Annotated in this window: 16 protein-coding genes; 7 read left to right on the top strand and 9 right to left on the bottom strand. The window is 70.5% G+C overall.

All coding sequences use genetic code 11. The annotated features are described in order from the left end of the window. Window positions 1–6: 6 nt before the first annotated feature. Both AB0H42_RS12255 and AB0H42_RS12250 read right to left on the bottom strand, forming a co-directional pair. Entirely contained in the window at window positions 7–918 is a 912-nt protein-coding gene (locus AB0H42_RS12255) for a Ku protein (protein WP_357053851.1), read from the bottom strand. Continuing rightward, window positions 918–2024 carry a lycopene cyclase family protein gene (locus AB0H42_RS12250; RefSeq protein ID WP_357053848.1) on the bottom strand — a complete coding sequence of 369 codons (1107 nt, stop codon included), beginning with the start codon at window positions 2022–2024 and terminating at the stop codon, window positions 918–920. Before AB0H42_RS12250 ends, AB0H42_RS12255 begins: the two co-directional genes overlap by 1 nt. 140 nt (window positions 2025–2164) lie before the next feature. On the opposite strand from AB0H42_RS12250, the gene AB0H42_RS12245 reads away from it, so the two are divergent. Further along, complete coding sequence (locus AB0H42_RS12245; RefSeq protein ID WP_357053845.1) at window positions 2165–3664, top strand: MFS transporter; 1500 nt, start codon at window positions 2165–2167, stop codon at window positions 3662–3664. A 41-nt stretch (window positions 3665–3705) separates the two neighbouring features. On the opposite strand, the gene AB0H42_RS12240 is transcribed toward AB0H42_RS12245, so the two are convergent. The 3 genes from AB0H42_RS12240 to AB0H42_RS12230 all read right to left on the bottom strand — a co-directional run bounded on the left by AB0H42_RS12240 (window position 3706) and on the right by AB0H42_RS12230 (window position 7188). Continuing rightward, window positions 3706–4593 (bottom strand): hypothetical protein, encoded by an 888-nt coding sequence (locus tag AB0H42_RS12240; protein ID WP_357053842.1) that lies wholly within the window; start codon window positions 4591–4593, stop codon window positions 3706–3708. A 178-nt stretch (window positions 4594–4771) separates the two neighbouring features. Beyond that, window positions 4772–5632 (bottom strand): hypothetical protein, encoded by an 861-nt coding sequence (locus tag AB0H42_RS12235; protein ID WP_357053839.1) that lies wholly within the window; start codon window positions 5630–5632, stop codon window positions 4772–4774. A gap of 77 nt (window positions 5633–5709) precedes the next feature. Continuing rightward, the gene (locus AB0H42_RS12230) at window positions 5710–7188 is read right to left on the bottom strand and encodes an NAD(P)/FAD-dependent oxidoreductase (RefSeq protein WP_357053836.1); all 1479 of its coding nucleotides are present in this window, start codon (window positions 7186–7188) and stop codon (window positions 5710–5712) included. Between the two features lie 250 nt (window positions 7189–7438). Here AB0H42_RS12230 and AB0H42_RS12225 point away from each other — a divergent pair, with 250 nt between their 5' ends. Beyond that, window positions 7439–8923: a cytochrome P450 gene (locus tag AB0H42_RS12225; RefSeq protein ID WP_357053833.1), complete on the top strand. Its 1485-nt coding sequence runs from the start codon at window positions 7439–7441 to the stop codon at window positions 8921–8923. 69 nt (window positions 8924–8992) lie between these two features. Here the strand turns inward: AB0H42_RS12225 and AB0H42_RS12220 are convergent, their stop codons facing one another. Continuing rightward, the gene (locus tag AB0H42_RS12220; RefSeq protein ID WP_357053830.1) at window positions 8993–9871 is read right to left on the bottom strand and encodes a serine hydrolase; all 879 of its coding nucleotides are present in this window, start codon (window positions 9869–9871) and stop codon (window positions 8993–8995) included. A 76-nt stretch (window positions 9872–9947) separates the two neighbouring features. Further along, the gene (locus AB0H42_RS12215) at window positions 9948–10160 is read right to left on the bottom strand and encodes a hypothetical protein (RefSeq protein WP_357053827.1); all 213 of its coding nucleotides are present in this window, start codon (window positions 10158–10160) and stop codon (window positions 9948–9950) included. 324 nt (window positions 10161–10484) lie between these two features. Here AB0H42_RS12215 and recC point away from each other — a divergent pair, with 324 nt between their 5' ends. The 3 genes from recC to recD are packed head-to-tail and all read left to right on the top strand — an operon-like array spanning window position 10485 to window position 19247. After that, on the top strand, window positions 10485–13916 hold the full coding sequence (recC, locus tag AB0H42_RS12210) for an exodeoxyribonuclease V subunit gamma (protein WP_357053824.1): 3432 nt from the start codon (window positions 10485–10487) through the stop codon (window positions 13914–13916). Between the two features lie 37 nt (window positions 13917–13953). Then, window positions 13954–17310: a UvrD-helicase domain-containing protein gene (locus tag AB0H42_RS12205; protein ID WP_357053821.1), complete on the top strand. Its 3357-nt coding sequence runs from the start codon at window positions 13954–13956 to the stop codon at window positions 17308–17310. After that, a complete protein-coding gene (gene recD, locus AB0H42_RS12200; RefSeq protein ID WP_357053818.1) occupies window positions 17307–19247 on the top strand; it encodes an exodeoxyribonuclease V subunit alpha in 1941 nt (646 codons plus the stop codon). Before AB0H42_RS12205 ends, recD begins: the two co-directional genes overlap by 4 nt. 55 nt (window positions 19248–19302) lie before the next feature. Here the strand turns inward: recD and AB0H42_RS12195 are convergent, their stop codons facing one another. After that, a complete protein-coding gene (locus tag AB0H42_RS12195) occupies window positions 19303–20010 on the bottom strand; it encodes a TetR/AcrR family transcriptional regulator (protein WP_357053815.1) in 708 nt (235 codons plus the stop codon). A 180-nt stretch (window positions 20011–20190) separates the two neighbouring features. Here AB0H42_RS12195 and AB0H42_RS12190 point away from each other — a divergent pair, with 180 nt between their 5' ends. Then, window positions 20191–21762: a succinic semialdehyde dehydrogenase gene (locus AB0H42_RS12190; protein ID WP_357053812.1), complete on the top strand. Its 1572-nt coding sequence runs from the start codon at window positions 20191–20193 to the stop codon at window positions 21760–21762. A 42-nt stretch (window positions 21763–21804) separates the two neighbouring features. Continuing rightward, window positions 21805–22632, top strand: a complete 828-nt coding sequence (locus AB0H42_RS12185) for an SDR family NAD(P)-dependent oxidoreductase (RefSeq protein ID WP_357053809.1) — start codon at window positions 21805–21807, stop codon at window positions 22630–22632. Here the strand turns inward: AB0H42_RS12185 and AB0H42_RS12180 are convergent. After that, the gene (locus AB0H42_RS12180; RefSeq protein WP_357053806.1) at window positions 22616–23422 is read right to left on the bottom strand and encodes a putative protein N(5)-glutamine methyltransferase; all 807 of its coding nucleotides are present in this window, start codon (window positions 23420–23422) and stop codon (window positions 22616–22618) included. The two genes, AB0H42_RS12185 and AB0H42_RS12180, sit on opposite strands and share 17 nt — an antisense overlap. Between the last annotated feature and the right edge of the window lie 25 nt (window positions 23423–23447).

The following is a 23447-nucleotide window of genomic DNA, read 5'->3' as shown; positions in this document are numbered from 1 at the left end:
TCCGGTTCACGCGCCCTTGCGGGTCCTCTTCTGTGCGGTTTTCCGGGCCTTCGGCTCCGCGGTCTTGCGCGGTTGCGTTTTTCTGGGCTGCGACTTCCGCGCTTTTTTCGGGGCCGCGGATTCCGTACCCCCGCCCGCGCCACTGGCCTCCAGGCTGCGCTGCAACGCGGCCACCAGATCGACCACCTCGGCATCGGACTCCGCGGCGGCCGCCTCGGGGCGTTCGGGTGCCTTGCCGTCACCGCTGGCGACGGCGTCGTCCAGCAGGCGCTGCAACTCGACCTGGTATTCGTCGGTGTACTGGCCGGGGTCGAAATCGTCGGACATCGACTCGACCAGCGTCTCGGCCATCGTGATCTCCTGGGGCCGGGGTGTGCCGGCTTCCTCCAGCGATTCGAAGGAGACCGCGCGCACCTCGTCGGGCCACAGCAGGGTCTGCAGCACCAGCATGCCGTCCCGTACCCGCATGGCCGCGAGCCGGGTCTTCTGGCGCAGCGTGAAGTGCACCAGCGCGGTGCGGTCGATACGTTCGAGGGTGGCGGCGAGCAGCACGTAGGCCTTGGGGGTGTTCGAATCCGGTTCCAGATAGTAGGTCTTGTCGTACAGGATCGGGTCGATCTGATCCGACGGGACGAATTGCAGAACCGGGATCTCGTGTCTCTCGGCCACCGGCAGTTTGGCGAAATCGTCGTCGGTGAGGACGACTTTCTCCCCCTCCGGTGATTCGTATTGTTTATCGATATCGGCGAATGCGACCGATTTCCCGCATATCGTGCAGACGCGGTCGTATTTGATCCGTCCGCCGTCCTTGGCGTGGACCTGGTGGAATTTGATGTCGTGGTCCTCCGTGGCGGTGTAGACCTTCACGGGGACATTCACCAACCCGAACGCGATCGAGCCTTTCCAGATTGACCGCATCACTCCATGATGACCGACCCGGACCCCCGGGGCGAGATCGGTCGCAGTCCGAGTGTCGCCGCCGCGAGCCGGGTCCGCACGGGGCCCGGAAGCCCGAAAAAGAGCCCGGACATGGCGGTGAGCGTGCCGATCGGATCGTCGCGCCGCGAGAGGTAGGCGCGTTGCAGTTCGATATCGAGATCGAAGAAGGCGTCGAAGAAACGCGGGATCTCGGTCGGCGGCAGCGCCAGCAACGCCCGCAGCCCGGCCTGCCGGAGCCGGTGGACCGCGCGCGCCGCGGTGGTCCACCCCGAGCCGCCGGCGGCGACGGACTCGGCCGCCGTCAGTGCGGCCGCGACGCTGTAGCCGGTGGCGGGATGCAGGTAGCCGCCCGCCGCGCCGAAGCGGCTGGCGCCGGGCCTGCCGCCGGCGACCGGGAAGCGCACCCGCTCGACCGGTTCGTCGCCCGCCGTCGCGATATGGCGTGCCCGCAGCCGGTGGTGCAGGCGGCGCGCGAGTTCCTCCTGGGTGAGGGCGGGTGCGCCCACCAGACAGGTTTCCTCGTACAGCACGGCGTCGGCACCCAGCGGTACCGCGTAGAGGAACGAGGGGGTAGCGCCCGGGGCGGCACCGTTGTCCGGTCGCCAATCCATGAACAGTGCGGGCTCCGACGCGGTGTCGCGGGTCAGTTTCAGGCCGTAGGCGGTCTGCTCGGCCCGGCCCGGACGGCGCCGTAACCCGCGCGCGTCGACGACCCGGCCGGCGCGCAGGACCCGGCCGCTGTCGAGGGTCACCGTGCGCCGGTCGAGTGCCACCGCCCGCCCCGGCACCACCGTGGCGCCGATGAGGTCGAGGGACTGCTGGAGCAGGGCGGTGTCCAGTACGGAATACGCACGCGAGATGCTGTGATCGCGCAGGCCGTGCGCCCGCGGTCGTGCGACGGTGGCCGCGACGACGGAGTCGTCGAGCCAGTCGGGGAGTTCGTCGGACCAGGCGGCGTAGGTGGCCCGCCAGACCCGCCGTGGATTCGGGTCGACCACGAGCACGGTCATCCCGCGGGCCAGACAGCGGTGGGCGAGCGCGCGCCCGGCCGGCCCGAGCCCGCAGATGGCGATATCGGCGCTCACCGTCGGATAGAAACACGGCCGCCGCGCGCCGCGCCCGCCGGGGTGGTGATGATCATCGCCGCACACCACCGTGGCCAGGAACAGCCGCCGCGGTCACGCGTGTTACGACTGGGTGAACCGACGACCCGGAAGGAACGTGGATGACGAACGTGGAGGCGGCACGGACCGCACCGGATACGAGCGGCGGGCGGCGTGCCTGGTTCGGTCTGGCCGTACTCCTGCTGCCGGTGCTGCTGGTGTCCATGGATATGTCGGTGTTGTTCCTGGCGTTGCCCACCCTCACCGCCGATCTCGGCCCGACCGCCGCCCAGCAGTTGTGGATCCTCGACATCTACGGGTTTCTCATCGCCGGTCTGCTGATCACCATGGGCAATCTGGGCGATCGGATCGGCCGCCGCACCGTGCTGCTCGCGGGCGCGACCGTATTCGGCGCCGCCTCGGCGATCGCGGCCTTCGCACCCAGTGCGGCGGTGCTCATCGCGGCCCGCGCGCTGATGGGGATCGGCGGGGCCACCCTGCTCCCGTCGAGTTTGGCGCTCCTCTCCGATCTCTTTCCGGACCAGCGGCAACGTTCGCGGGCGATCGGGATCTGGACGGCGTTCTTCGCGGGGGGCTCGGCCGTCGGGCCGATCATCGGCGGCGTCCTGTTGCACCACTTCTCGTGGGGGTCGGTGTTCCTGATCAATGTGCCGGTCCTGCTGGTGCTGCTCGCGTTCGCACCGCTGCTGCTGCCCGAGCACCGGGCCGCCGCGCTGGGACCGCTCGATCTGCCCAGCGTGGCACTGTCCATCGGCGGGATCCTGCCCGCGGTGTACGCGGTGAAGCACATCGCCGAGCACGGGCCCGATGTCGAGGCCTTCGTCAGCGCGTTCCTCGGCGCGGCGGTGCTGACCCTGTTCGTATACCGGCAGCGGCGACTGGCCCACCCACTGGTCGATCTGTCGCTGTTCACCCGCGCCCGGTTCTCGGTCGCCATCGGGTCGAGTACCGCCGCGATGATGTCGCTGGCCGGGCTCAGCTATCTGAGCAGTATCTGGTTGCAGTCGGTGACCGGGCGAGACCCCCTGCAGGCGGCTGTGCTCGGTATCCCCATGGCGATCACCGTGTTCATCTTCTCGGTGAGCGGATCGGCGGTGGCCCGGCTGCTCGGCGTGCGGTGGGCGTTCGTCACGGCACTGGTGACGGCCGCGGTCGGCAACCTGCTGGTGCTCGGTATCGGCGCCGACGGCGGCGCGGGCTGGTACGTGGCCGGGTCGGCGATCGCCGGTATCGGCTACGGCATTGTGTTCACGCTGGTCTCGGAGGTGGCGGTGGCCGCGGTTCCGCCGGAACGGGCCGGTTCGGCGGTCGGCATCTCCGAAACCAGCTTCGAACTCGGTAACGCCTTGGGTTTGGCCCTGCTGGGCTCGCTCGCGGCGCTGGTTTTCCGCGCCGGCGGTGAGTTCGCGCCGACCCTCGGGGAGACGATCCAGCGGTACGCGGCCGATTCCGGACTGCTGGCCGCGGCGCGGGAATCGTTCGTCACCGGTGCGCACGCGTCCATCGCGGCCGGCGCCGGCGTGCTGTTGCTGATGGGCGTGATCGCCTTCGTGGTGGGCCGGGGTGACCGCCCGGCCGGTTCGCCGGCCGACGACCGGTGAGGGTGGTGGCCGGCGGCCGGTGGACCGCCGGCCACCCTCGATCACTGCGCCGGCGGGGTGCCGTACGGGGTGGCGGCGAAACCGTCCGCCGCGCCGACCGCTCCGCCGATGGCCGCGCCGGCGGCGACCGCCGGCGCGGCGATCACCGCGTAACCGATGGCCGCGCCCAGGACCGGCCCGATGACGAGGCCGATCGGCAGGAACGGGATCCCGGAGATGAAGCCGGCGACCGCGCCGACCACGGCCGAGGTGCCGGCGAGCGGGGAGGCCAGCGTATTGGCCACCGAGGCGCCGATGGCGGCCGAGCCCAGGGTCTGCGCGGCGATCCTGTCCGAGCGGCTGCGTTCGATGCCGACCGAGTCCAGGAAGGTGGCCAGCTGCGCTTCGGTCTGCGCGGCGCCGGTGTTGATGTCGCGCACATCGAACGGCGCGTCCATTTCGACGTTCCCGATCCGCAGTTTGCCCGGCGGCGCCTCGATCGGCGCGACCGGCGCGACCGGCGTGGGCGCGTGCAGTTCACCCTGCGGTGCGAGATAGGCGTGATTCGGCACCGGCCGCGTCGCGAGGGCGGGCGCCGGGGCAACCTGGTCCGCGATTACGGCCGGCCGCAGGACCGCGGGAACCGCGGGCGCGGTGTGGGTGAACGGTGCCGTGGCCGCGGTGATCGTATCGGTGGCCGACCGGACCACGACCCGCGCCGCCTCCTGCACGGCATCGGTGGCCGCGCCGAACGGGTCCACCGTGGCGATCGGGGCCGGGGGCAGCGCCGGCAGCGCGGCGGGGATCGGGGATGACGCGGGTGGAGCGGGGAGTGCCTCGGCATTGGCGGTGCCGGCGCCGATCAGTGTCGCGATGAGCGGGATCGCGCCCGCCGCGACGACCGAGCCGGCAGCACGCCGGGACGGACCGGTTGCCCTGTGCTTACCCATGGTCGCCTTTCTCCGGGAATTTGTCGGTTTGCCAGACATTCGTTCCGGAGCGCGGCGCGGATGGGTTCGGTCCGTTCAGCCGCCTTACAACAACAGGTAGTGCTGGTTTTCCAGGTGGTGGGTAATGGTTGTCCGGTGGTTCGCCGGCGCGCGGTCCGGGATCTCCGTGGGTGCCCGGTTACAGCGCCGGCAGCGGGCCGAACGGCTGCGTGGTGAAACCGTCGGTCGCCCCGAATGCGGCGCCGAGCGCCGCGCCGGCGATCACGGCCGGCGCCGTGACCACCCCATAGGCAAGGGTTGCGCCGAGGACCGGTCCGACGACGAGCCCGGTGGGGAGGAAGGGCAGCCCGACTACGAAACCCGCGGCGGCGCCGAGCATCGCGAACGGAATGGCCACCGGTGCCGCGACCGCGGCGCCGATCCCGGCGCCGATCAGGCCGGAGCTCATGGCCTGGGCGGCGACCCGGTCCGCCCGGCTGCGCTCGATACCGGACGAGTCCAGGAATGCCGTCAGCTGCTCCTGGGCCCGATCGGCACCGGCATTGAGCTCTCGCGTATCGAACGGCAGGCTCATCTCCAGATCGCCGACCCGCAGAGTGCCGGGCGCAGTCTCGATCGGTGTGGCCGGGCCGGCGGCGGGCAGTGCGGCTCCGGGCGCCGAATCGTCGTCCACGGGCCGGATCCCGGGAATCGCCGCCGGTATCTGGGCCGCGGGCAGCGGTGCCCCGGGGACCGGATGGATGAACTGGGTGGTAGCCGCGGTGACGGCATCGGTCACCGCCCGGCTGGCCTCCCGGAGGGCGCCGAGCGGATTCACGGCCGGATCGGGTGCGGGCGGAAGCAGGCCGGCGGGCAGCGGCGGCAGCGGGGGTAGCGCCGGTAGTTCCGCGGGAACGGCGGATGGGGCGAGCGGAGCGGGGTGAACTTCGGCGTGGGCCGTTCCGGTGCCGATCAGTGTCGCGATGAGCGGGACGGCTCCCGCCGCGACGACCGTTCCGGCGGCACGCCGGGACCGGACGGTTGTCCTGTGCTTACCCATGGTCGCCTCTCTGCGGAGATCATCTGATTGCCAGATGTTAGTTCCGAAAGGGCGCCGGATCGGGGAGGTCGGCCCGGTCAGCCGACTTTGCGATCGACACCGGGTTTCTCGGGCGTGCCGGTGTCGACGGCTTCGGCGGTGACGGCCGGAGTCCCGGGGGAGGGCGCCGGGGGCCGGCGACCCGCCGCGCCGCGCACGATCTCCTCGCCCTCTTCGCTGTCGCCGTACACCGCCTCCAGGGCCAGGCGGGCAAAGATCCACTGCTCGGTCGCCGCCATCTGGCCGCGGGTGCGGCCGAGGAAGGTGACGAACCACTGAAAGATCGTGGTGATCCGGCTGCGGTAGCCGACCAGGTAGTACAGGTGCAGGCCGAGCCAGGCCAGCCAGGCGATGAACCCGCCGAACTCCAGTTTGCCCACCTGGCAGACCGCGCTGAAGCGCGAGATCGTCGCCATACTGCCCTTGTTGAAGTAGGAGAACGGCCTGCGTTCCGGCGCCGTCTGCTTACCCGCCAGCTCTGCCTTGATCTGTTTCGCGGCGTAGGTGGCGCCCTGGATGGCGCCCTGGGCCTGGCCCGGAACGCCCGGTACCGACATCAGGTCGCCGACGACGAAGACGTTCGGATGTCCCTTGACGGTGAGGTCGGGTTCCACCACGACCCGCCCGGCCCGGTCGACCTCGGTACCGTCGGACTGGTCGGCGATCATCTTGCCCAGCGGGCTGGCCTGCACCCCGGCCGACCAGACCTTGCACGCCGATTCGATGCGGCGGCTGGTGCCGTCGGAGTCCTTCACCGTGACCCCGTGCGCGTCCACGTCGGTGACCAGGGCGTTCAATTGGATCTCCACGCCCATGGATTCCAGGCGCCGCTGCGCCTTGCCGCCGAGTTTCGGTCCCATCGGGCCCAGTACCGCGCCCGCGCCCTCGACCAGGATCACCCGGGCGTCGCGGGGATCGATGTTGTGGAAGGTGCCCTCCAGCGTGCGGTCGGCGAGTTCGGCGATCTGCCCGGCCAGTTCGACCCCGGTCGGTCCGGCGCCCACCACCACGAAGGTGAGCAGCCGGTCGCGCTCCTCCTGGGTCTGTGCCACCTCGGCCTGTTCGAACGAGCCGAGGATGCGGCCGCGCAGTTCCAGGGCGTCGTCGATGGTCTTCATACCCGGCGCGAAGGTGGCGAACTGGTCGTTGCCGAAATACGACTGCTGTGCCCCGGTGGCCACGATGAGGCTGTCGTAGGGGGTCACCGTCGATTCGCCGAGCAGCACCGAGGTGACGGTGCGTTTCTCCAGGTCGATCTCGGTGACCTCACCCAGCAGCACCCGGGCGTTCTTCTGTTTGCGCAGTACGAGCCGGGTCGCCGGGGCGATCTCGCCGACCGACAGGATGCCGGTCGCGACCTGGTAGAGCAGCGGCTGGAAGAGGTGGGTGGTGGTTTTGGAGATGAGGGTGACGTCGACATCGGCACGTTTGAGATGCTTGGTGCCGAACAGGCCGCCGAAACCCGATCCGATGACGACGACGCGGTGCCGGCCGTTCCCCACAGGTTGCGTGCTCATGGTCGCTCCTCGCCGGCGGTGGGCCCGGTGCTGCCCTGTGATCGTTTCCTGACAACGCACACGGTAGTAGCAGTACCCCCGTACGACACAGTCAGACGCCCGTTGTTCACTCGCGGTGGTGCGACAACTCACCACGATAGCCATTGCGACGGGGTCGCGGCGGAGGCCGGATGATACCGATTCGGTGGATTAGGCCGAGCCGTTGCAACAAAGACAATACGATGGGTGCTGTCTCTCAGGAGGTTTCGCCATGGTCACCGTCGACCGTGTCGCCGCGCATCGCGCGCGTGCGCGCACCGATACCGAGAATTCGGCGCTCATCGAGATCCCGCACCGAAGTATGGTCGACCGGCTGTTGATGAAAGTGCCGGATCGACAGCGGACGCTGGCCACTCCACCCCGCGGTAGCGGCATGGTGGCCGTACGTGGCGACGCGGGCCTGCCGTATCTGGGGCGCACTTTCCACTACATGCGCTGGGGTCCGGCCGAACTGCTGGACAAGTACCGCCGCTTCGGGCCGGTGAACATCAACAATTCCATGGGGATGGACCGGGTGTTCGCCGCCGGGCCCGAAGCCATCGACGAGGTGGTCGGGCGGCGCCGTCGCGATTTCGGGCAGGGCTGGGACTACTTCATCGGGCCCTTCTTCCGCCGCGGGCTGCTGCTGCTCGAATTCGATGAGCACATGTTCCATCGCCGGATCATGCAGCAGGCGTTCACCCGGGAACGGCTGGAGGCCCATCTCGCCGAGCTGACCCCGGTGGTGCGCGCCAGTATCGGTCGCTGGGTGCCGGAGGGCAGGGATGCGAGCCGGACCGTACAGCTGTTCCCGGCGATCAAGGAGCTGGCCCTCGATATCGCGGGGGAAACCTTCATGGCGGTCGAGGTCGGTGACCGGCGCACGGATCTCACCGACGCCTTCGTCGCCTGCACCCACGCCGGGCTGGCCCTGATGCGCCACAGTGTGCCCGGAGGGAAATGGCGCGCGGGGTTGCGCGGCCGCGCCGTACTCGAGGAGTACTTCACCGCGATGCTGCCGAAGAAAAGGCGCAGCGATGCCCCGGATTTCTTCTCGGGCCTGTGTCACGCGCGGGCCGAGGACGGCTCGGTGTTCAGTGACGCCGATGTGGTCAACCATATGATCTTCCTGATCATGGCCGCGCACGATACGACCACGACCACCGCCACAGCCGTGGCCTACTACCTGGGCAAACACCCGGAATGGCAGCAGAAGGTGCGCGCGGAGGTGCAGGCGCTGGATCTGGACAACCAGTCTCCGACGATCGCCGATCTGGACACCCTGCGCACGCTGGATCTGGTGGTGAAGGAGAGTCTGCGTCTCATGCCGCCGGTCCCCGGTATGGTGCGCCGCGCGGTCCGCGATACCGAGATCCTCGGTCACTACATCCCCGCCGGTACTCCGGTGGACCTCGGCTACCAGGTGAACCACCTGCTCGAGGAGTTGTGGACCGACCCCGAGGTCTTCGATCCGTTACGGTTCTCCGAGGAGCGGCGCGAGGACAAATCACACCGGCTGGCCTGGATGCCGTTCGGTGCCGGTTCGCACAAGTGCATCGGGATGCACTTCGGCACCTTCGAGGTCAAGACGATCATCTCGGCGCTCGTCCGCGATTACGAGTGGAGCTTCCCGGATACCTATCGGATGCCGTGGGGCTTCACCACTATCCCGTTCCCGCGCGACGACGCCCCGATGCGGTTGCGCCGGCTCAACTGAGTTCCGGCTGCGGAACGACTCCGGGCCCCCGTTGCGCCACGGGGGCCCGGAGTGCACCGGTCGCGTTGGTCAGCGTCCGGCCAGCAGTTTTTCGGCGATCGTCGTATCGGTTTCGGCGCCTTCCTGGTAGCCGCCCTCACCGTTCATCGCGGTCATGATCGCGAGCGTGTAGCGCTCACCCGGCCCGGCGAAGCCGACCGAGTTCACCACCCAGCCGCCCTGCTCCTCCGACCAGCCGTTCTTCAGGCCCGGTCGCATGGCCGAGCCAGCGCCCCACACACCCCAGTGCTGATTGGAATCGACCCGGCGCATCAGGTCGGTCAGGTAGCCGCGATCGTCGGGGTGCATCCGATCCAGCACATTGGACATGAGCCGGTCCAGATCGGCCGCGGTGGTCTTCTGGAAACCCCAGTTCGGGCGCCCGTTGGGCGACGGCTCGGGCCGGAGGCTGGTCATGCCGTTGGCGCGGAACGCATTGTTGAACGCCTGGCCGTCGAGACCCGAGTACTTGTTCCACAGCAGGTCGGTGGCCTGGTCGTTGGAGGTGGACATCATCTGCTCCATGAGCTGACGATCCTCCGGCGGCAGGGCGATGGCCCCGACCCGGGCACGGTTGAGCAGATCCGAGGCGATGGCCAGTTTGATGGTGGACGCGGTGAACACCATGTCCTCGGCATGCGGGCTGGCATAGACCGCGCCGGTCTGGCGGTCACGGACGACGTAGCCGGTCACGCCGGGGCGGGAGTCCAGATACGCGTTCACGGATTCGATTCGGGCGGACAGATCGCAGTCGAAGCCGTGCGCGCACCCCTGGGTATGGGCGTGCGGTACGGCATCGGCCGAGGGCAGACCGGCGGGCACACCGGCGAACAGGATCGCCGCGGCGGCCAGGACAGTGGCGGGTGCGGCCACGCGGGGAGCCGCACCGGTGAGCAGGGGGTAACGCACGAGGAAACACCTTGTCATATCGGCGCTCCGCGCGCACGTTTTCCCGGACCGCCGGCGGACCCGCTTTTCCCGACCGCTAGTGGACCCGCGCGGTGGCCTTCAGTGCGGCGGCAGTGCGGCTGTTGAGGCGATAGCAGTGCTCGAATGCTTCGGTGTGTTCCTCGCGCGGCCACGAGTGCAGTACGACAGTGCGTCCGTAGTGCCGGGAGTTGACGAGCTCCCACCGGTCACCGGACCGGCGGACGGTGAATCCGTCCTTCGGTATCAGGGGCACAACCAGCGCTTTCATCGACGCGAACCAGCCTTTCGTGCGGTAACCGTTCCTCCCGGGGTTGCACTGTGACACAGCGCGTCCGCGAGATCGCGGCCATACGACCGCGTGTCGGTGACTCATGTGCGCTAAATCACTGTGCGGCGGGTGTCGATATCCGGTAAAAGCTGTTGGCGGTAGGGACATTCGGGGGATGATCCCCTGTCCCGGGGTTGTCCGCTCCGTCGTGGGGTCTTGGCGAGCGGTGTCGGACGACGGGCGTATAAACGGGTGGACGATACGCCCGCCCGAGCAGTGCGGACGTGACGAAGGATGGTGATCGGACCGAGCGGAAGGGCGGAGATGGCGCTGCACATCCACCGTGCCGAACGCGCGGATACGCTGGTCGCCGCGCTGGCCGGGCTGCTCGCCGAACCGCTGCCCGATCCGTTCGCCGCGGAGGTGGTCGCGGTGCCCGCCAAGGGCGTGGAACGCTGGCTGACGCAGCAACTCTCGGGCGTGCTGGGGGTCTCGGCGGCCTCCGGTGACGGTGTCGCGGCCAATATCCGGTTCCCCGCCCCGGCCGCACTGGTCGAGGAGATATCGGCCGCGATCAGCGGTTTCGGTCCGCACGAGGACCCGTGGTCGCCCGACCGGGTGGTATGGACGCTGCTGCGGGTGATCGACGAATCGGTGCGGGAACCGTGGTGCGCCGTACTCGCCCGCCATCTCGGACTGGACGCCGGTGAACCGGTGCCCGCCGGAGCCGGAGCCGCGCCCGCCGCCGGCCCCGAGCACCGGCGCGGCCGCCGGTACGCGACCGCCGCCCGGCTGGCCGCGCTGTTCGAGAGCTACACCGTCCAGCGACCGACCCTGATCACCGAATGGTCGCGCGGCGAGGATACCGATGGCACCGGCCGGCCACTGCCCGACGACCTGAGCTGGCAGCCGGCCCTGTGGCGGCGGCTGCGCGAGGCGGTCGGCGCCCCCGATCCCGCCGAACGGCTGCACACCACCTGCGCGCGACTGCGGGCCGATCCGGGGGCAGTGGATCTTCCGCCGCGCCTGTCGGTCTTCGGCGCGCCCCGGCTGCCCGCCGCGCATTTGGCGGTGCTCACCGCCGTGGCCGAGCACCGCGAGCTCCATCTGTGGCTGGCCCATCCCAGCCCGGCCATGTGGGACGCGCTGGCCGGCACGGATCCGCAACCGCAACGGGCGCGCGACGATTCGGCCACTCGGGTGCGGCATCCGCTGCTGGCGGGCCTGAGCCGGGATATCCGGGAGCTCCAGCTGCGCCTGCCCGCCGCTGCCACCGATGTGCGGTATCTGGAACCGGCGGGCGCGCGGGTGCGAGCCGGTGCCCCGGCAGTGCACGCGGACGACGCTGCCGGCCGGGACGAGCCGCCGGCGACACTGCTGGGACTGGTTCAGCGGCACCTCCGTGACGACCGCTGGCCGCCCGGCCCCGGGGCTTTCGGAGCCGACGGCAGTGTGCAGGTGCACGCGTGCCACGGCCCGGTCCGGCAGGTGGAAGTACTCCGGGAGTGCCTGCTCGGCCTCTTCGCGGCCGATCCGACGCTCGAACCCCGCGAGGTGCTGATCATGTGCCCGGAGGTCGAGACATTCGCCCCGCTGCTGCGCGCCGCGTTCGGGCATCCCGGTCCGGCCGGCACGGAAACCCGTGCCGGCTCCGGACATCCGGGCCATCGGTTGCGGGTGCGCCTCGCCGACCGCGGCCGGGCGGTCACCAACCCGCTGCTCGGCGTGGTGGCGACACTGCTGGACCTGGCCCGTAGTCGGGTCACCGTCACCGAGGTGCTGGACCTGGCCGCCGCTGAACCGGTGCGCCGCGCCTGCGGTTTCGACGACGACGATATCGAGCGGTTGCGGGAATGGGCGGTCGAGGCCGGCGCGCGGTGGGGCATCGGCCGGCGACAGCGGCAGGCCTTCGGCCTCGGTGATTTCGAGCAGAACACGGTGAACGCGGCGGTGGACCGGATCCTGCTCGGGGTCACCGCGGACGAGACCTCCGGGAGCTGGCTGGACCGGGTGCTGCCGCTCGACGATGTGGACAGCAACGATATCGACCTGGCCGGCCGGTTCGCCGAATACGTCGACCGGTTGGCCTCGGTGCTGCGGGATCTGCAGGGGCCCGGACCGGCGGCGCAGTGGACCGCGGTGCTGGACCGGGCCCTCGATCTGCTGACCGATGTGCCGGAGTCGCAGGCGTGGATCCGTACCGAGGCGCGCCAGGAGTTGACGGCAGCCACCGCCCATGCCGGTGCTGTCGAGCTGCGGCTGGCCGATCTCACCGGTCTGTTGCAGGAGCGCCTCGCCTCCGCCTCGACCCGGTCGAACTTCCGCACCGGCGAGCTCACCGTGTGCGGGCTGTCCCCGATGCGGTCGGTGCCGCACCGGGTGGTGGTGCTCCTGGGCGTGGACGACGAGATCTTCCCGCGCGGGGCGGGCATCGACGGTGACGAGGTCCCGGCCCGCGAACCGCTACTGGGCGAACGCGATCCGCGCTCCGAAGACCGGCAGCTGCTGCTGGACGCGATCACCGCCGCCCGCGACACCCTGGTGGTCGTGCACACCGGCGCCGATCCTGTCACCGGCGCCTACCGGCCGCCCGCCGTGCCGGTCGCCGAACTCCTCGATGTGCTGCGTGCCCACGTCGGTGCCGCCGGAATGGCCGAGGTGCTCACCCGCCATCCGCTGCAGGCGCACGATCCGCGCAATTTCGCCGCCGGGCGGCCGTTCAGTTTCGACAGCGTCGCCTTCGCGGGCGCCCGGGCGGTGGGCGCGGCACCCACCCCGCCACCGGAACTGCTCACCCGCACCCTGCCCGGCGCCGAGACCACCGAGATCGGACTGGCGGAACTGATCTCTTTCCTGGAACATCCGGTGCGCGGTTTCCTCTGGCAGCGGCTCGGTGTGCGGGTCCCCGACCAGGACGACGATATCGCCGACCGGCTACCCATCGAGTTCGGCGGACTCGAGACCTGGGCGCTGGGTGAGCGGTTGCTCGCGGCGCGCCTGGCCGGCGCCGACCCGGCCGAACTGCGGGCCGCGGAATGGCGGCGCGGGATCCTGCCGCCCGCCGAACTCGGCCGGGCCGTACTGAACGATGTGGAACGCACCGTCGAAACCCTGGTCCGGGCCGCCGCTCCCGATTACAGCCAACCGCCGCGCGATATCGATATCTCGTTCGATCTGGGCGACGGGCGCCGCCTCACCGGCACGGTCGCCGAGGTGCGTGGGGAACTGCTGGTACGCACCACCTATTCGCGGGTCGCACCCAAACACCGGCTCGCGGCGTGGGTGTCGCTGCTGGCGCTGGCGGTCACCGACGAACGGTCGTGGCGGGCGGCGGTCACCGGCCGGGGCCGCTTCCCGACCCCGGCCTGGCGGGCCGAACTCACCGCGCCCGGTGCGGCCGAGGCGACGACGATGCTGCGCACCCTGGTCGCGTTACGCGATGCCGGTCTCACCGAACCGCTGCCCATCTCAACGGCCACCACCGCGGCCTACGCCGAGGCGCGGTACCGGCGGCTGCCGCCGGAGGAGGCGATCGCCGCCGCCCACCGCGAGTTCGGCGGTGGGGACAAGACCAGGGATTTCGCCGAGCACACCGACCGGAATCTGCGGTACGTCTGGGGTCCGGCACCCGACCTGCGCGACCTCACCACCGCTCCCGCACCGGCCGGGGAACCGATCGAGAACACCCGTTTCGGGTCGATCGCCCGCCGCCTGTGGGTGCCGCTGCTGCGCGCCGAACAGCAGGGGGCGCCGTGACCGCCGGAGCCGCCCGGAGCCGTGAAAGCGAGCAGCTGTGACCACGACCGCGCCCGCCCCACCGGCCGAGCCCGGCAATGCGTTCGAGCTCTGCGGCCCGCTGCCGCACGGCACCACCGTCCTCGAGGCGAGTGCCGGTACCGGCAAGACCTACGCCATCGTCGGGCTCGCCGTCCGCTATGTCGCCGAGGCCGGTGTGGACATCTCGCGGCTGCTCCTGGTCACCTTCAGCCGCGCGGCGACCCAGGAACTACGGATGCGCACCCGCGACCGGTTCGTCGCCGTCGCCACCGCGCTCGCCGACCCCGAAGCGGCCCGGACCGCCTCCGATGAATTGATCCGCCATCTGGCCGACGCGGAACCCGAGGAGGTCCACGCGCGCCGGGCCCGGGTGCGCGCCGCGCTCTCGGATTTCGATGCCGGGGTCATCGCCACGACCCACAGCTTCTGCCAGCGCATGCTGGCCGAACTCGGCCTGGCCGGTGACCTCGAGCCCGGTGCGCGCCTGGTGGAGGAGGCCGACGACCTCATCCGCACCGTCGTCGACGATCTGTACCTGGGCCGCTTCGCGCGGACCGCGGCGCCGTTCCCGGTGAAACAGGCTCAGCGGTTCGCGCTCGCGGCGGTGCGCGACCGGCAGGCCCGGCTCGCGCCCGATACCGACGAGGCCTCGGCGCAGCGGGTCGCCTTCGCGGCCGCGGTCCGTGCCGAAACCGAACGCCGGAAACGACTGGCGGGGTTGCGGGACTTCGACGATCTGCTGGTGTTGCTGCGCGATATTCTCGCCGACCCGGCGCGCGGTCCGGCCGCGTGCCGGCGTATCCGGGACCGCTACCAGGTGGTGCTCGTCGACGAATTCCAGGACACCGATCCGTTGCAGTGGGAGATTTTGTGCCGGGCCTTCCACGGCCACAACCCGTTGGTCCTGGTGGGCGACCCGAAACAGGCGATCTACGCGTTCCGGGGCGCCGAGGTGTTGAGCTATCTGGACGCGGTCGGCCATGCCACCGCGCGCCGCGCGCTCACCACCAACCGGCGCAGCGACGCGGGGCTGCTCGCCGCGCTCGAACATCTGCTGGGCGGAGCGGCACTGGGCCACGACGAGATCGTGGTGCCCGCCGTCGTGCCCACCCAGCCGTGGAGTCGATTGCGCGGTCCCACCGAGTTGACCACCCCGCTGCGACTGCGGTGCCTGCCGCGGACCGGCGCGGGCCCGCGCGGTGCTTCCGGGTTCCCGAATATCCACCGGCAGCGGGCCCGGGTCGCGGCCGATGTGGCGGCCGATATCGTCGCTCTTCTCGAATCCGGGACGGTCGTGACGGATTCGCCGGGTACCCGGGCGGCCTCGGACGACGCGGTCGGCGGCACCCGGGAACGGGTGGTGGGCCCCGGTGATATCGCGGTGCTGGTGCGCACCCATACGCAGCTCGAGGTCGTGCGGGCCGCGCTGGAACGTGCCGGGGTCCCGGTGGTGCTGGCCGGTGGTAGCAGTATTTTCGCGACCCGCAGCGCCACCGACTGGCTGTGGGTGTTGCGCGCGCTGGAACAGCCGCACCGCGCGGACCGGGTCCGGCTGGCCGCGCTCACCCCGCTGTTCGGGCACACCGCCGCCGAGATCGACACCGGGGGAGCGGATCTGGTGGGCCGGGTCAGTGCCGAGCTGCGGGACGCGGCCCGGCTGTTCGCCCGGGCCGGCTTCGCCGCCGTATTCGACGAACTGGCCACCGGGACCCGGCTGGCGCCGCGATTGCTCGCGGTCGAACACGGCGAACGCCGGCTCACCGATATCCGGCATCTCGCCCAGCTACTCGACGAGATCTCGGTGACCGAGGGCCTCGGTCTCACCGCGCTCACCCGCTGGCTGGCCGACCGGGTCCGCGATCCCGCGTCGGGGTCGGTGCCGAGCCGCAGCCGCCGGCTCGACCGGGATATCGCGGCCGTGCAGATCGCGACCGTGCATGCCAGCAAGGGGCTCGAATTCCCGGTCGTCTATCTCCCTTTCGCCTGGGACAGTTCCGCCGACCCCAAGCCCGCCACCCTGCTGATGCACGAGGACGGCGCGCGGGTGCTGGATATCGGTGGGCCGGACGCGCCCGGGTACGCGGCGCGCAAGGAACGCGCCGACAGCGAATCCGCGGGTGAGGAACTGCGCCTGTGCTATGTGGCCCTGACCAGGGCGTGCTGCCAGGTGGTCGCCTGGTGGGCGCCCTCGTTCGGCACCGCGGCCGCACCGCTGCACCGGTTGCTGTTCGGCCGGGCGCCCGGGGTGGCGCCGCCGAGTGCGCGGGCCGCGGTCGCCGAGGACACCGCGGTGGTCGATCGGCTCCGGGCCTGGGCGGCCGGGGCGGGTGAGTCGATCTCGGTGACCGCCGCCGACCCCGCCGCCGACCCACCGGCCTATCGGCCGCCGGCCGATACCCTGTCCGGTGCGGTGGCCGTCGCCGTCTTCGACCGGGAGATCGACGAGCACTGGCGGCGCACCTCGTATTCGGCACTCACCGCGGCCGCCCATCCGACGGCCCCGGAATCCGAGCCGGTGAACGCCTCGGATCCCGGCGACGAACCCGAGGCGCCGGCCCCGCCGGCCGCACCCGAACCCGGACCCGGCGCACCCTCGCTCATGAACGAACTGCCCTACGGCGCCGAATTCGGCACCCTGGTGCACGGAGTGCTCGAGCATGTCGACACCGAGGCCCCGGATCTGGTCGCCGAGGTACACGCGCGGTGCGCCGAAGCGATCGGTGAAATGCTCTCCACCGCCGACCCGGAACTGCTGACCGCGGCCCTGGTGGAGGTCCTGCGCACCCCGATCGGTTTCGGCGCCCTCGCCGATATCCCGGGCCGGGACCGGTTGTGCGAACTCGAATTCGAACTGCCGCTCGCCGGTGGTGACCTCCCGTCCGGTGCGGCTGCCACACTGGGCCGCATCGCCGCCACCGTGCGCGCACACCTGGAACCCGGCGACGATTTCCACGCATACGCCGACGAACTCGACACCCTCGAGGACGTACCACTACGCGGATATCTCACCGGCAGTATCGACGCGGTGCTGCGCACCCCGGACCGGCGTTACGTCATCGTCGACTACAAGACGAACCGGCTGGGCACCGGCGACCTCACCGTCGCTCATTACACCCGCGACCGGATGGCCGCGGAGATGGTCCGCTCCCACTATCCGCTGCAGGCACTGCTGTACTCGGTCGCGCTGCACCGGTACCTGCGCTGGCGGCTGTCCGGTTACGATCCCGCGGTTCACCTCGGCGGTATCCGCTATCTCTTCGTGCGCGGGATGATCGGGCCCGAAACGCCAGAGGGCGCCGGGGTTTTCGACTGGACGCCGCCGCCCGGCCTGATCATCGCCCTGTCGGACCTACTCGCCGGAGGTGCGGCGTGATCCCCATCCGGGTGGCGCAGCGGGGAACCGGAATCCTGCGCGAGTTCAACGAGGCCGGGGTGCTCTCGGCGGCCGATGTGCACGTGGCCGAACGGCTGGGCCGGTTCGGCGGGGAGGACCGGGAACTGGTCCTGTTCGCCGCCGCGCTGGCGGTGCGCGCCGTGCGGTCGGGGTCGGTATGCCTGGACCTCACCCGGATGCGGGATATCGGTGTGGACGCCGACGAGGAACGGGCGGAGCTGCTGGTCGCGCCCGCGGATCTGCCGTGGCCCGAGGAGGCACGAGTCATCGAGGCATTACGGGAGAGCCCGCTGGTGCTGGGCGGTCCGGCCGGGCCGCTTCGTCCGCTGCGGCTCACCGATCCGTCCCGTGCGGGGATGGGCCCGCTGCTCTACCTGGATCGGTACTACCAGCAGGAGCAGATCATCCGCCGGGTGCTCACCGCCCGCGCCGCCGACCATCCGAGCACCGACCCCGCGGTGGTGCGCCGTGAACTGGACCGGTTGTTCGGCCCGCCGGCCGGTGTCGTGGACCGGCAGCGCATCGCCGCCGCGCTCGCCGCCACCCACTGGACCACGGTCGTCGCCGGTGGACCCGGTACGGGCAAAACGCACACCATCGCCCGGATCCTCGCGTTGCTCGTCGCACAGCACGCCTCCGGTTTCGCGGGCGCCGCGCCCCCGCGGATCGCGCTGGCCGCGCCCACCGGGAAGGCGGCCGCCCGGCTGCAGGAGGCCGTCCGGGATCAGGCGCCCGCCCTGGGACTGCCGGAGCTGTCCGCCGCCACCCTGCACCGACTGCTCGGCTGGCAACGCGGCCGCACCACCCGGTTCCGGTATCACGAACACAATCGGCTGCCCTACGACGTGGTGGTCGTGGACGAGACGTCCATGGTTTCGCTGACCATGATGAGCAGGCTGCTCGCGGCGCTGCGGCCCGATACCCGGCTCGTACTCGCCGGCGACCCGGACCAGCTCGCCTCGGTGGACGCGGGCGCGGTGCTCGCCGATATGGTGGCCGCTCCGTTTCCCGGGACCGCCGACCCGTCGTTCGAGGAGGTGCTCGGCGGCGAACTCGCGGCGGCCCGGGCGGCCGGGGCCACGGACACCGCCCCACCCGATGCCGAGGCGCTCACCGAAACGGAACGGGACCGGTTGCGCGGCGGTATCGTCCGGTTGACCCGGGGCCGCCGGTTCGGCGGCCGGATCGCCGATCTCGCCGTCGCCGTCCGGGCCGGCGATACCGAGTCCGCGCTGGAATTGCTGCGGGCCGGCGGCGATATGCTCGAGCTGGTCGGTCCGGACGAGATCGCCGCCGTCCGAGCAGATGTCGTCACCACCGCGCAGCAGGTCACCGCCGCCGCCCGCGCCGGTGACGCGGCGGCCGCGCTCGCCGCCTTCGAATCGCATCGGCTGCTGTGCGCCCACCGCCGCGGTCCGTACGGGGTCGAACAGTGGGACCGCACCGCCGCCGAATGGGCCGCGGCGGCGGGTTCGGGCCCCGAGAACCGGTACGGCATCTGGTATCCGGGCCAGCCCCTGCTGGTGACCGCCAACGACCACGAGGCCCGGATCTACAATGGGGACACCGGAGTGGTGGTGTGCCGCCCGGACGGGTCGCTGCGGGTGGCGTTGCAGCGCGGGGACCAGCCGTTCCTGGTCCATCCCACCCAGTTCCCCGCCGTTGTCACGGTTTTCGCCATGACCATCCATCGCAGCCAGGGCAGTCAATACGACGCGGTGACCATCGTCCTGCCGGAACCGGGTTCGAGTCTGCTCACCCGGGAACTCCTCTATACCGCGATCACCCGCGCCCGCCGGCATGTACGCATTCTGGGTACCGAGGAGGCCATTCGCGCGGCGATCGACCGGCACGTCCTGCGCGCCAGCGGCCTCGGCCCCGACGACGCGAGTGCGGTGTCCGGCCCGGAACTCTGACTTCGCCGCCCGGCCGCGTTGCCTCGCGGTGGGGCTCGGGGTGCCGGTGTCGCGGTCAGTTGCCGGGGGTGTCCCCCGGGGCGGCGGGGAAGATTCCGGGCAGGCTCATCGCGTAGTGCATATCGCCGGTGTTGCCGAGGGTGGCGAGTACCACGCGGATCATGGTCAGCCGGGCCGCGGCCACGGTGTCCGGGTCCGGTTCGCTGCCCAGTTCGGCGGCGGCCGATATCCGATACACCACGTATTCGCACACATGCAGCGCCGCGTCGAGACCGAGGGGCGCGGGAACCGGGCGGCCCAGTTCGGTGAACTTGGTGCGGACGATTGCGCGGATCCCGTCCAGGGCGTTGTTGCGGTACTCCGACACCGGTGACCCGGGGTCGTGCAGTTCGGCGAACAGCGGCCGCAGCATGGGGCCGTGCCCGCGCGCCCAGTCGAGGTAGGCGTCGATGAGCCGGATCCCGAGATCGACGCCTTCGCCGGACGCCTCGAGGGCGGCCCCTATCCCGCCGACGAGTTCGGCATTGGAGATATCGAGGACCGCGTTGAGCGGTTCGGTGGCGTTGGCGAAGTAGCGGTAGAAGGTCGGGCGCGACAATCCCGCCTGCTCGATGATCTGCGCGACGCTCGACCCCCGGGAGCCGTTGCGGGTGAACACGGCGGCGGTGGCCCGCACGATCCGGGCGCGTACCTGATCGGCCTGTTCCGGGGTCTGCGGTGGCCGGCCGCGCCGCGGTGTCCGTTCGGTGTTCGAGGTGCTCACGACGCGGCCGCCGGCGGGTCTGTGAAATTCCACAGCTTCCGGTGGTTCCGGACTGTTGCCCGGAACGGAGCCCTTGACACGGCGTACGGCACGAGGATTACCCTAACACCACTGTTCAATTAATCATTTCCGCTGTGGTTCTGCGGCCGCGGCGCGCGAACGCCCAGGAGAACGCCGACCATGACGACCGCCCAGCGTCCCACCGCCACCGGCGCCCTGACCCCGGATCTGGTGAAACCGCTGCTCGCGCGAGCCGCGGCCGGCGGCGCCCCGGCCGTCACGGTGCACGCGCCGGCCACGGGGGAGCGGATCGCCGAACTGCCGCAGTCCTCGGTCGCCGATATCGAGGCCGCGTTCCACCGCGCGCGGACCGCGCAGCGGCGGTGGGCGCAGGTCCCGGTCCGCGAGCGGGCCGCGGTACTGCGGCGTTTCCACGACCTGGTGCTCGCCGAACAGGACACCATCCTCGATATCGTCCAGACCGAGACGGGCAAGTCCCGGGCGCACGCCTTCGACGAGGTCGGCGATGTCGCCGTCAACTCCCGGTACTACGCCGCCACCGCGCCCAGACTGCTCGCGCGCCGCAATCCGCGCGGCGTACTGCCGGTACTCACCGATGTGCAGGTGCATCAGCGGGCCAAGGGCGTGGTCGCGGTGATCTCGCCATGGAATTACCCCCTCGCGCTGGCCGTCTCCGACGCGCTACCCGCCTTGGTCGCGGGAAACGCGGTGGTCGGCCGCCCGGACAACCAGACCGCGCTCACCGCGCTGTGGGCGGTGGACGCGGCGGTTCGCGCCGGGCTCCCGGAAGACCTCTGGCAGATCGTGCTGGGCCGCGGCTCGGTGATCGGCGGTGAGGTGATCGATCGGGCCGACTACGTCGACTACACCGGTTCCAGCGCCACCGGCCGTACCATCGGCCGGCAGGCCGGCGAACGTCTCATCGGCTGCTCGCTCGAGCTGGGCGGTAAGAACCCGCTGCTGGTGCTATCGGACGCCGACCCCGTCGCGGCCGCCCGCACCGCGGTCCGGGCCAGTTTCGCCTCCGCCGGTCAGCTCTGCGAATCCATGGAACGCATCTATGTCCACGAGGCCGTTCACGATCGCTTCGTAGACGAATTCGTCACGGCGGTCAAAGCATTGAAGCTGGGCTCGCCGCTGGACTACTCCACCGATATGGGATCGCTGACCTTCCCGCGGCAACTCGATACGGTCCGTGCCCACGTCGACGACGCCGTCGGCAAGGGCGCGACGGTGCTCGCCGGCGGCGTCCACCGCCCCGACCTCGGCCCGTACTTCTACGAACCCACCGTGCTCACCGATGTCACCGCCGAGATGACGGTCTACCGCGAGGAGACCTTCGGCCCGGTCGTCTCGATCTACAAGGTGGCCACCGACGACGAAGCCGTGACCCAGGCCAACGACACACCCTACGGGCTCAATGCCAGTGTCTGGACCCGCAGCGCCGCCCGCGGCCGGGAATTCGCCGCGCGGATCAACGCGGGCTCGGTGAACGTGAACGAGGGTTTCATCGCCGCGTGGGGCAGTGCCGACGCACCGTCGGGCGGGATGGGCATCTCCGGAACCGGCCGCCGGCACGGCCCGGAGGGGCTGCTGAAGTACGTCGACACCCAGACCATCGCGGTGCAGCGGATGCTGCCGATCGCGCCGTTGCCGGGGATGTCGGAGGCGATGTGGGCCAAGACCATGACACTCTACTTCCGAGTTATGAAGACGCTGCGCCAGAAGTAGGCCACTTCCTCAGCTCACTGCGACGACAAGGATCCGAAACCGATGAAACTGGATACGGTGGCCGGTAAGAAGGTGCTGATCACCGGGGCCGCCATGGGCCTGGGCAAACTCTTCGCCGCCCGGGCGGTGCGCGAGGGCGCCGCCGCCGTGGTGCTCTGGGATATCAACGACACCGCGCTGCGCGAGACCGCGGCCGAACTGACCGCGGCCGGTGGCACCGTGCACACCTACACGGTCGACGTCTCCGACAGCGACGCGGTCGCCACGGCCGCCGCCGCGGTGCGGGTCGATGCCGGTGATATCGATGTCCTGGTGAACAATGCCGGGATCGTCCGCGGGAACACCTACTTCTGGGAAATGAAGGACCGCAACGATATCGACAAGACCATGGCGATCAATTCGCTGGCGCCGATGTATGTGACCCTGGAATTCCTGCCGGCGATGGTCGCCGGGACCACCGAGGCCCGGGTGCTCACCATCGCCTCCTCGGCCGGGCTGGTGCACAACCCCCGGATGAGTGTGTACGCGGCATCGAAATGGGCGGCGCTGGGCTGGTCGGATTCGGTGCGCATCGAACTCGAACAGGCCGGTCACGACCATGTCAAGGTCACCACCGTATGCCCGACCTATATCGATACCGGAATGTTCGAGGGCGCCAAGGGGTTTTGGCTCACCCCGATCCTGGACCAGCACAAGGTTATCGATACGTCCTGGACCGAGATGAAGAAGGGCACGCCGCTGGTGATCCTGCCGTGGACCTCTCGCCTGAACAAGGCGCTGTCCGGTGTGCTGCCGCTCAAACTCCGGGATCTGTTCCTGAACACCGTCGGCGTCTACCACTCGATGGACGAGTTCACCGGCCGGAAGTAGCCGCCGGACGCCGGCCCACGGCCACGGTGGCGTCGAGGTCCGGCGAGCGCACGATCCGGGCGGTGAGCCCACCGGCGGTGAGCAGGTCCGTGGCGGCCGGCACCTGATCGCTACCGATCTCGATCAGTAGCGACCCGCCCGGTGCCAGCCATCCGGCCGCCGCCGCCGCGGTGCGCCGGGCCAGCGTCAGACCGTCGGGTCCGCCGTCGAGGGCCACCTGGGGTTCGTGTTCGCGGGCTTCCGGTGGCAGCCGCGCGATCAGGCCGGACGGAACATACGGGGTGTTGGCGAGCAGGATATCGATCCGGCCGCGCAGTTCTTCCGGTAGCGCGTCGAAGAGATCGCCTTGATGGACCCGGCCGTCGACCGCCCCGAGATTGTCGCGGGCGCAGGCCACCGCCACGGGGTCGATATCGGCGGCCACCAGTTCCACCGGCTGCGGGCCGAGTCCGGTACGCAGGGCCAGGCCCAGGGCTCCCGAGCCGCAGCACAGGTCCACCACCGTGCGTACCGGGTGGTCCGCGGCCAGCGTCAGTGCCTCGTCCACGAGCAGGGCCGAGCGTTGCCGCGGGACGAACACTCCGTCCCGGACGCCGATCCGGAGGTCGCGGAACTGCACCCACCCGAGCAGATGCTCCAGCGGAGTGCCCGCGATCCGGCGGGTCAGCAGGGCCGCCAGTTCCTCGTCCGAGGTCGCGGCTTCGCACAGTAACCGCGCTTCCTCCTCCGCGAACACGCAGCCGGCGGCACGGAGCCGCCGGGTGATCTCGGCGGTGTCGAAAGCGGTCATGGGCACAGTCTGTCGGCTCCGTACG

The organism is Nocardia sp. NPDC050799, from assembly GCF_040654015.1.
Lineage (GTDB): Bacteria > Actinomycetota > Actinomycetes > Mycobacteriales > Mycobacteriaceae > Nocardia.
This window is presented reverse-complemented; position numbering and strand designations above follow the sequence as displayed.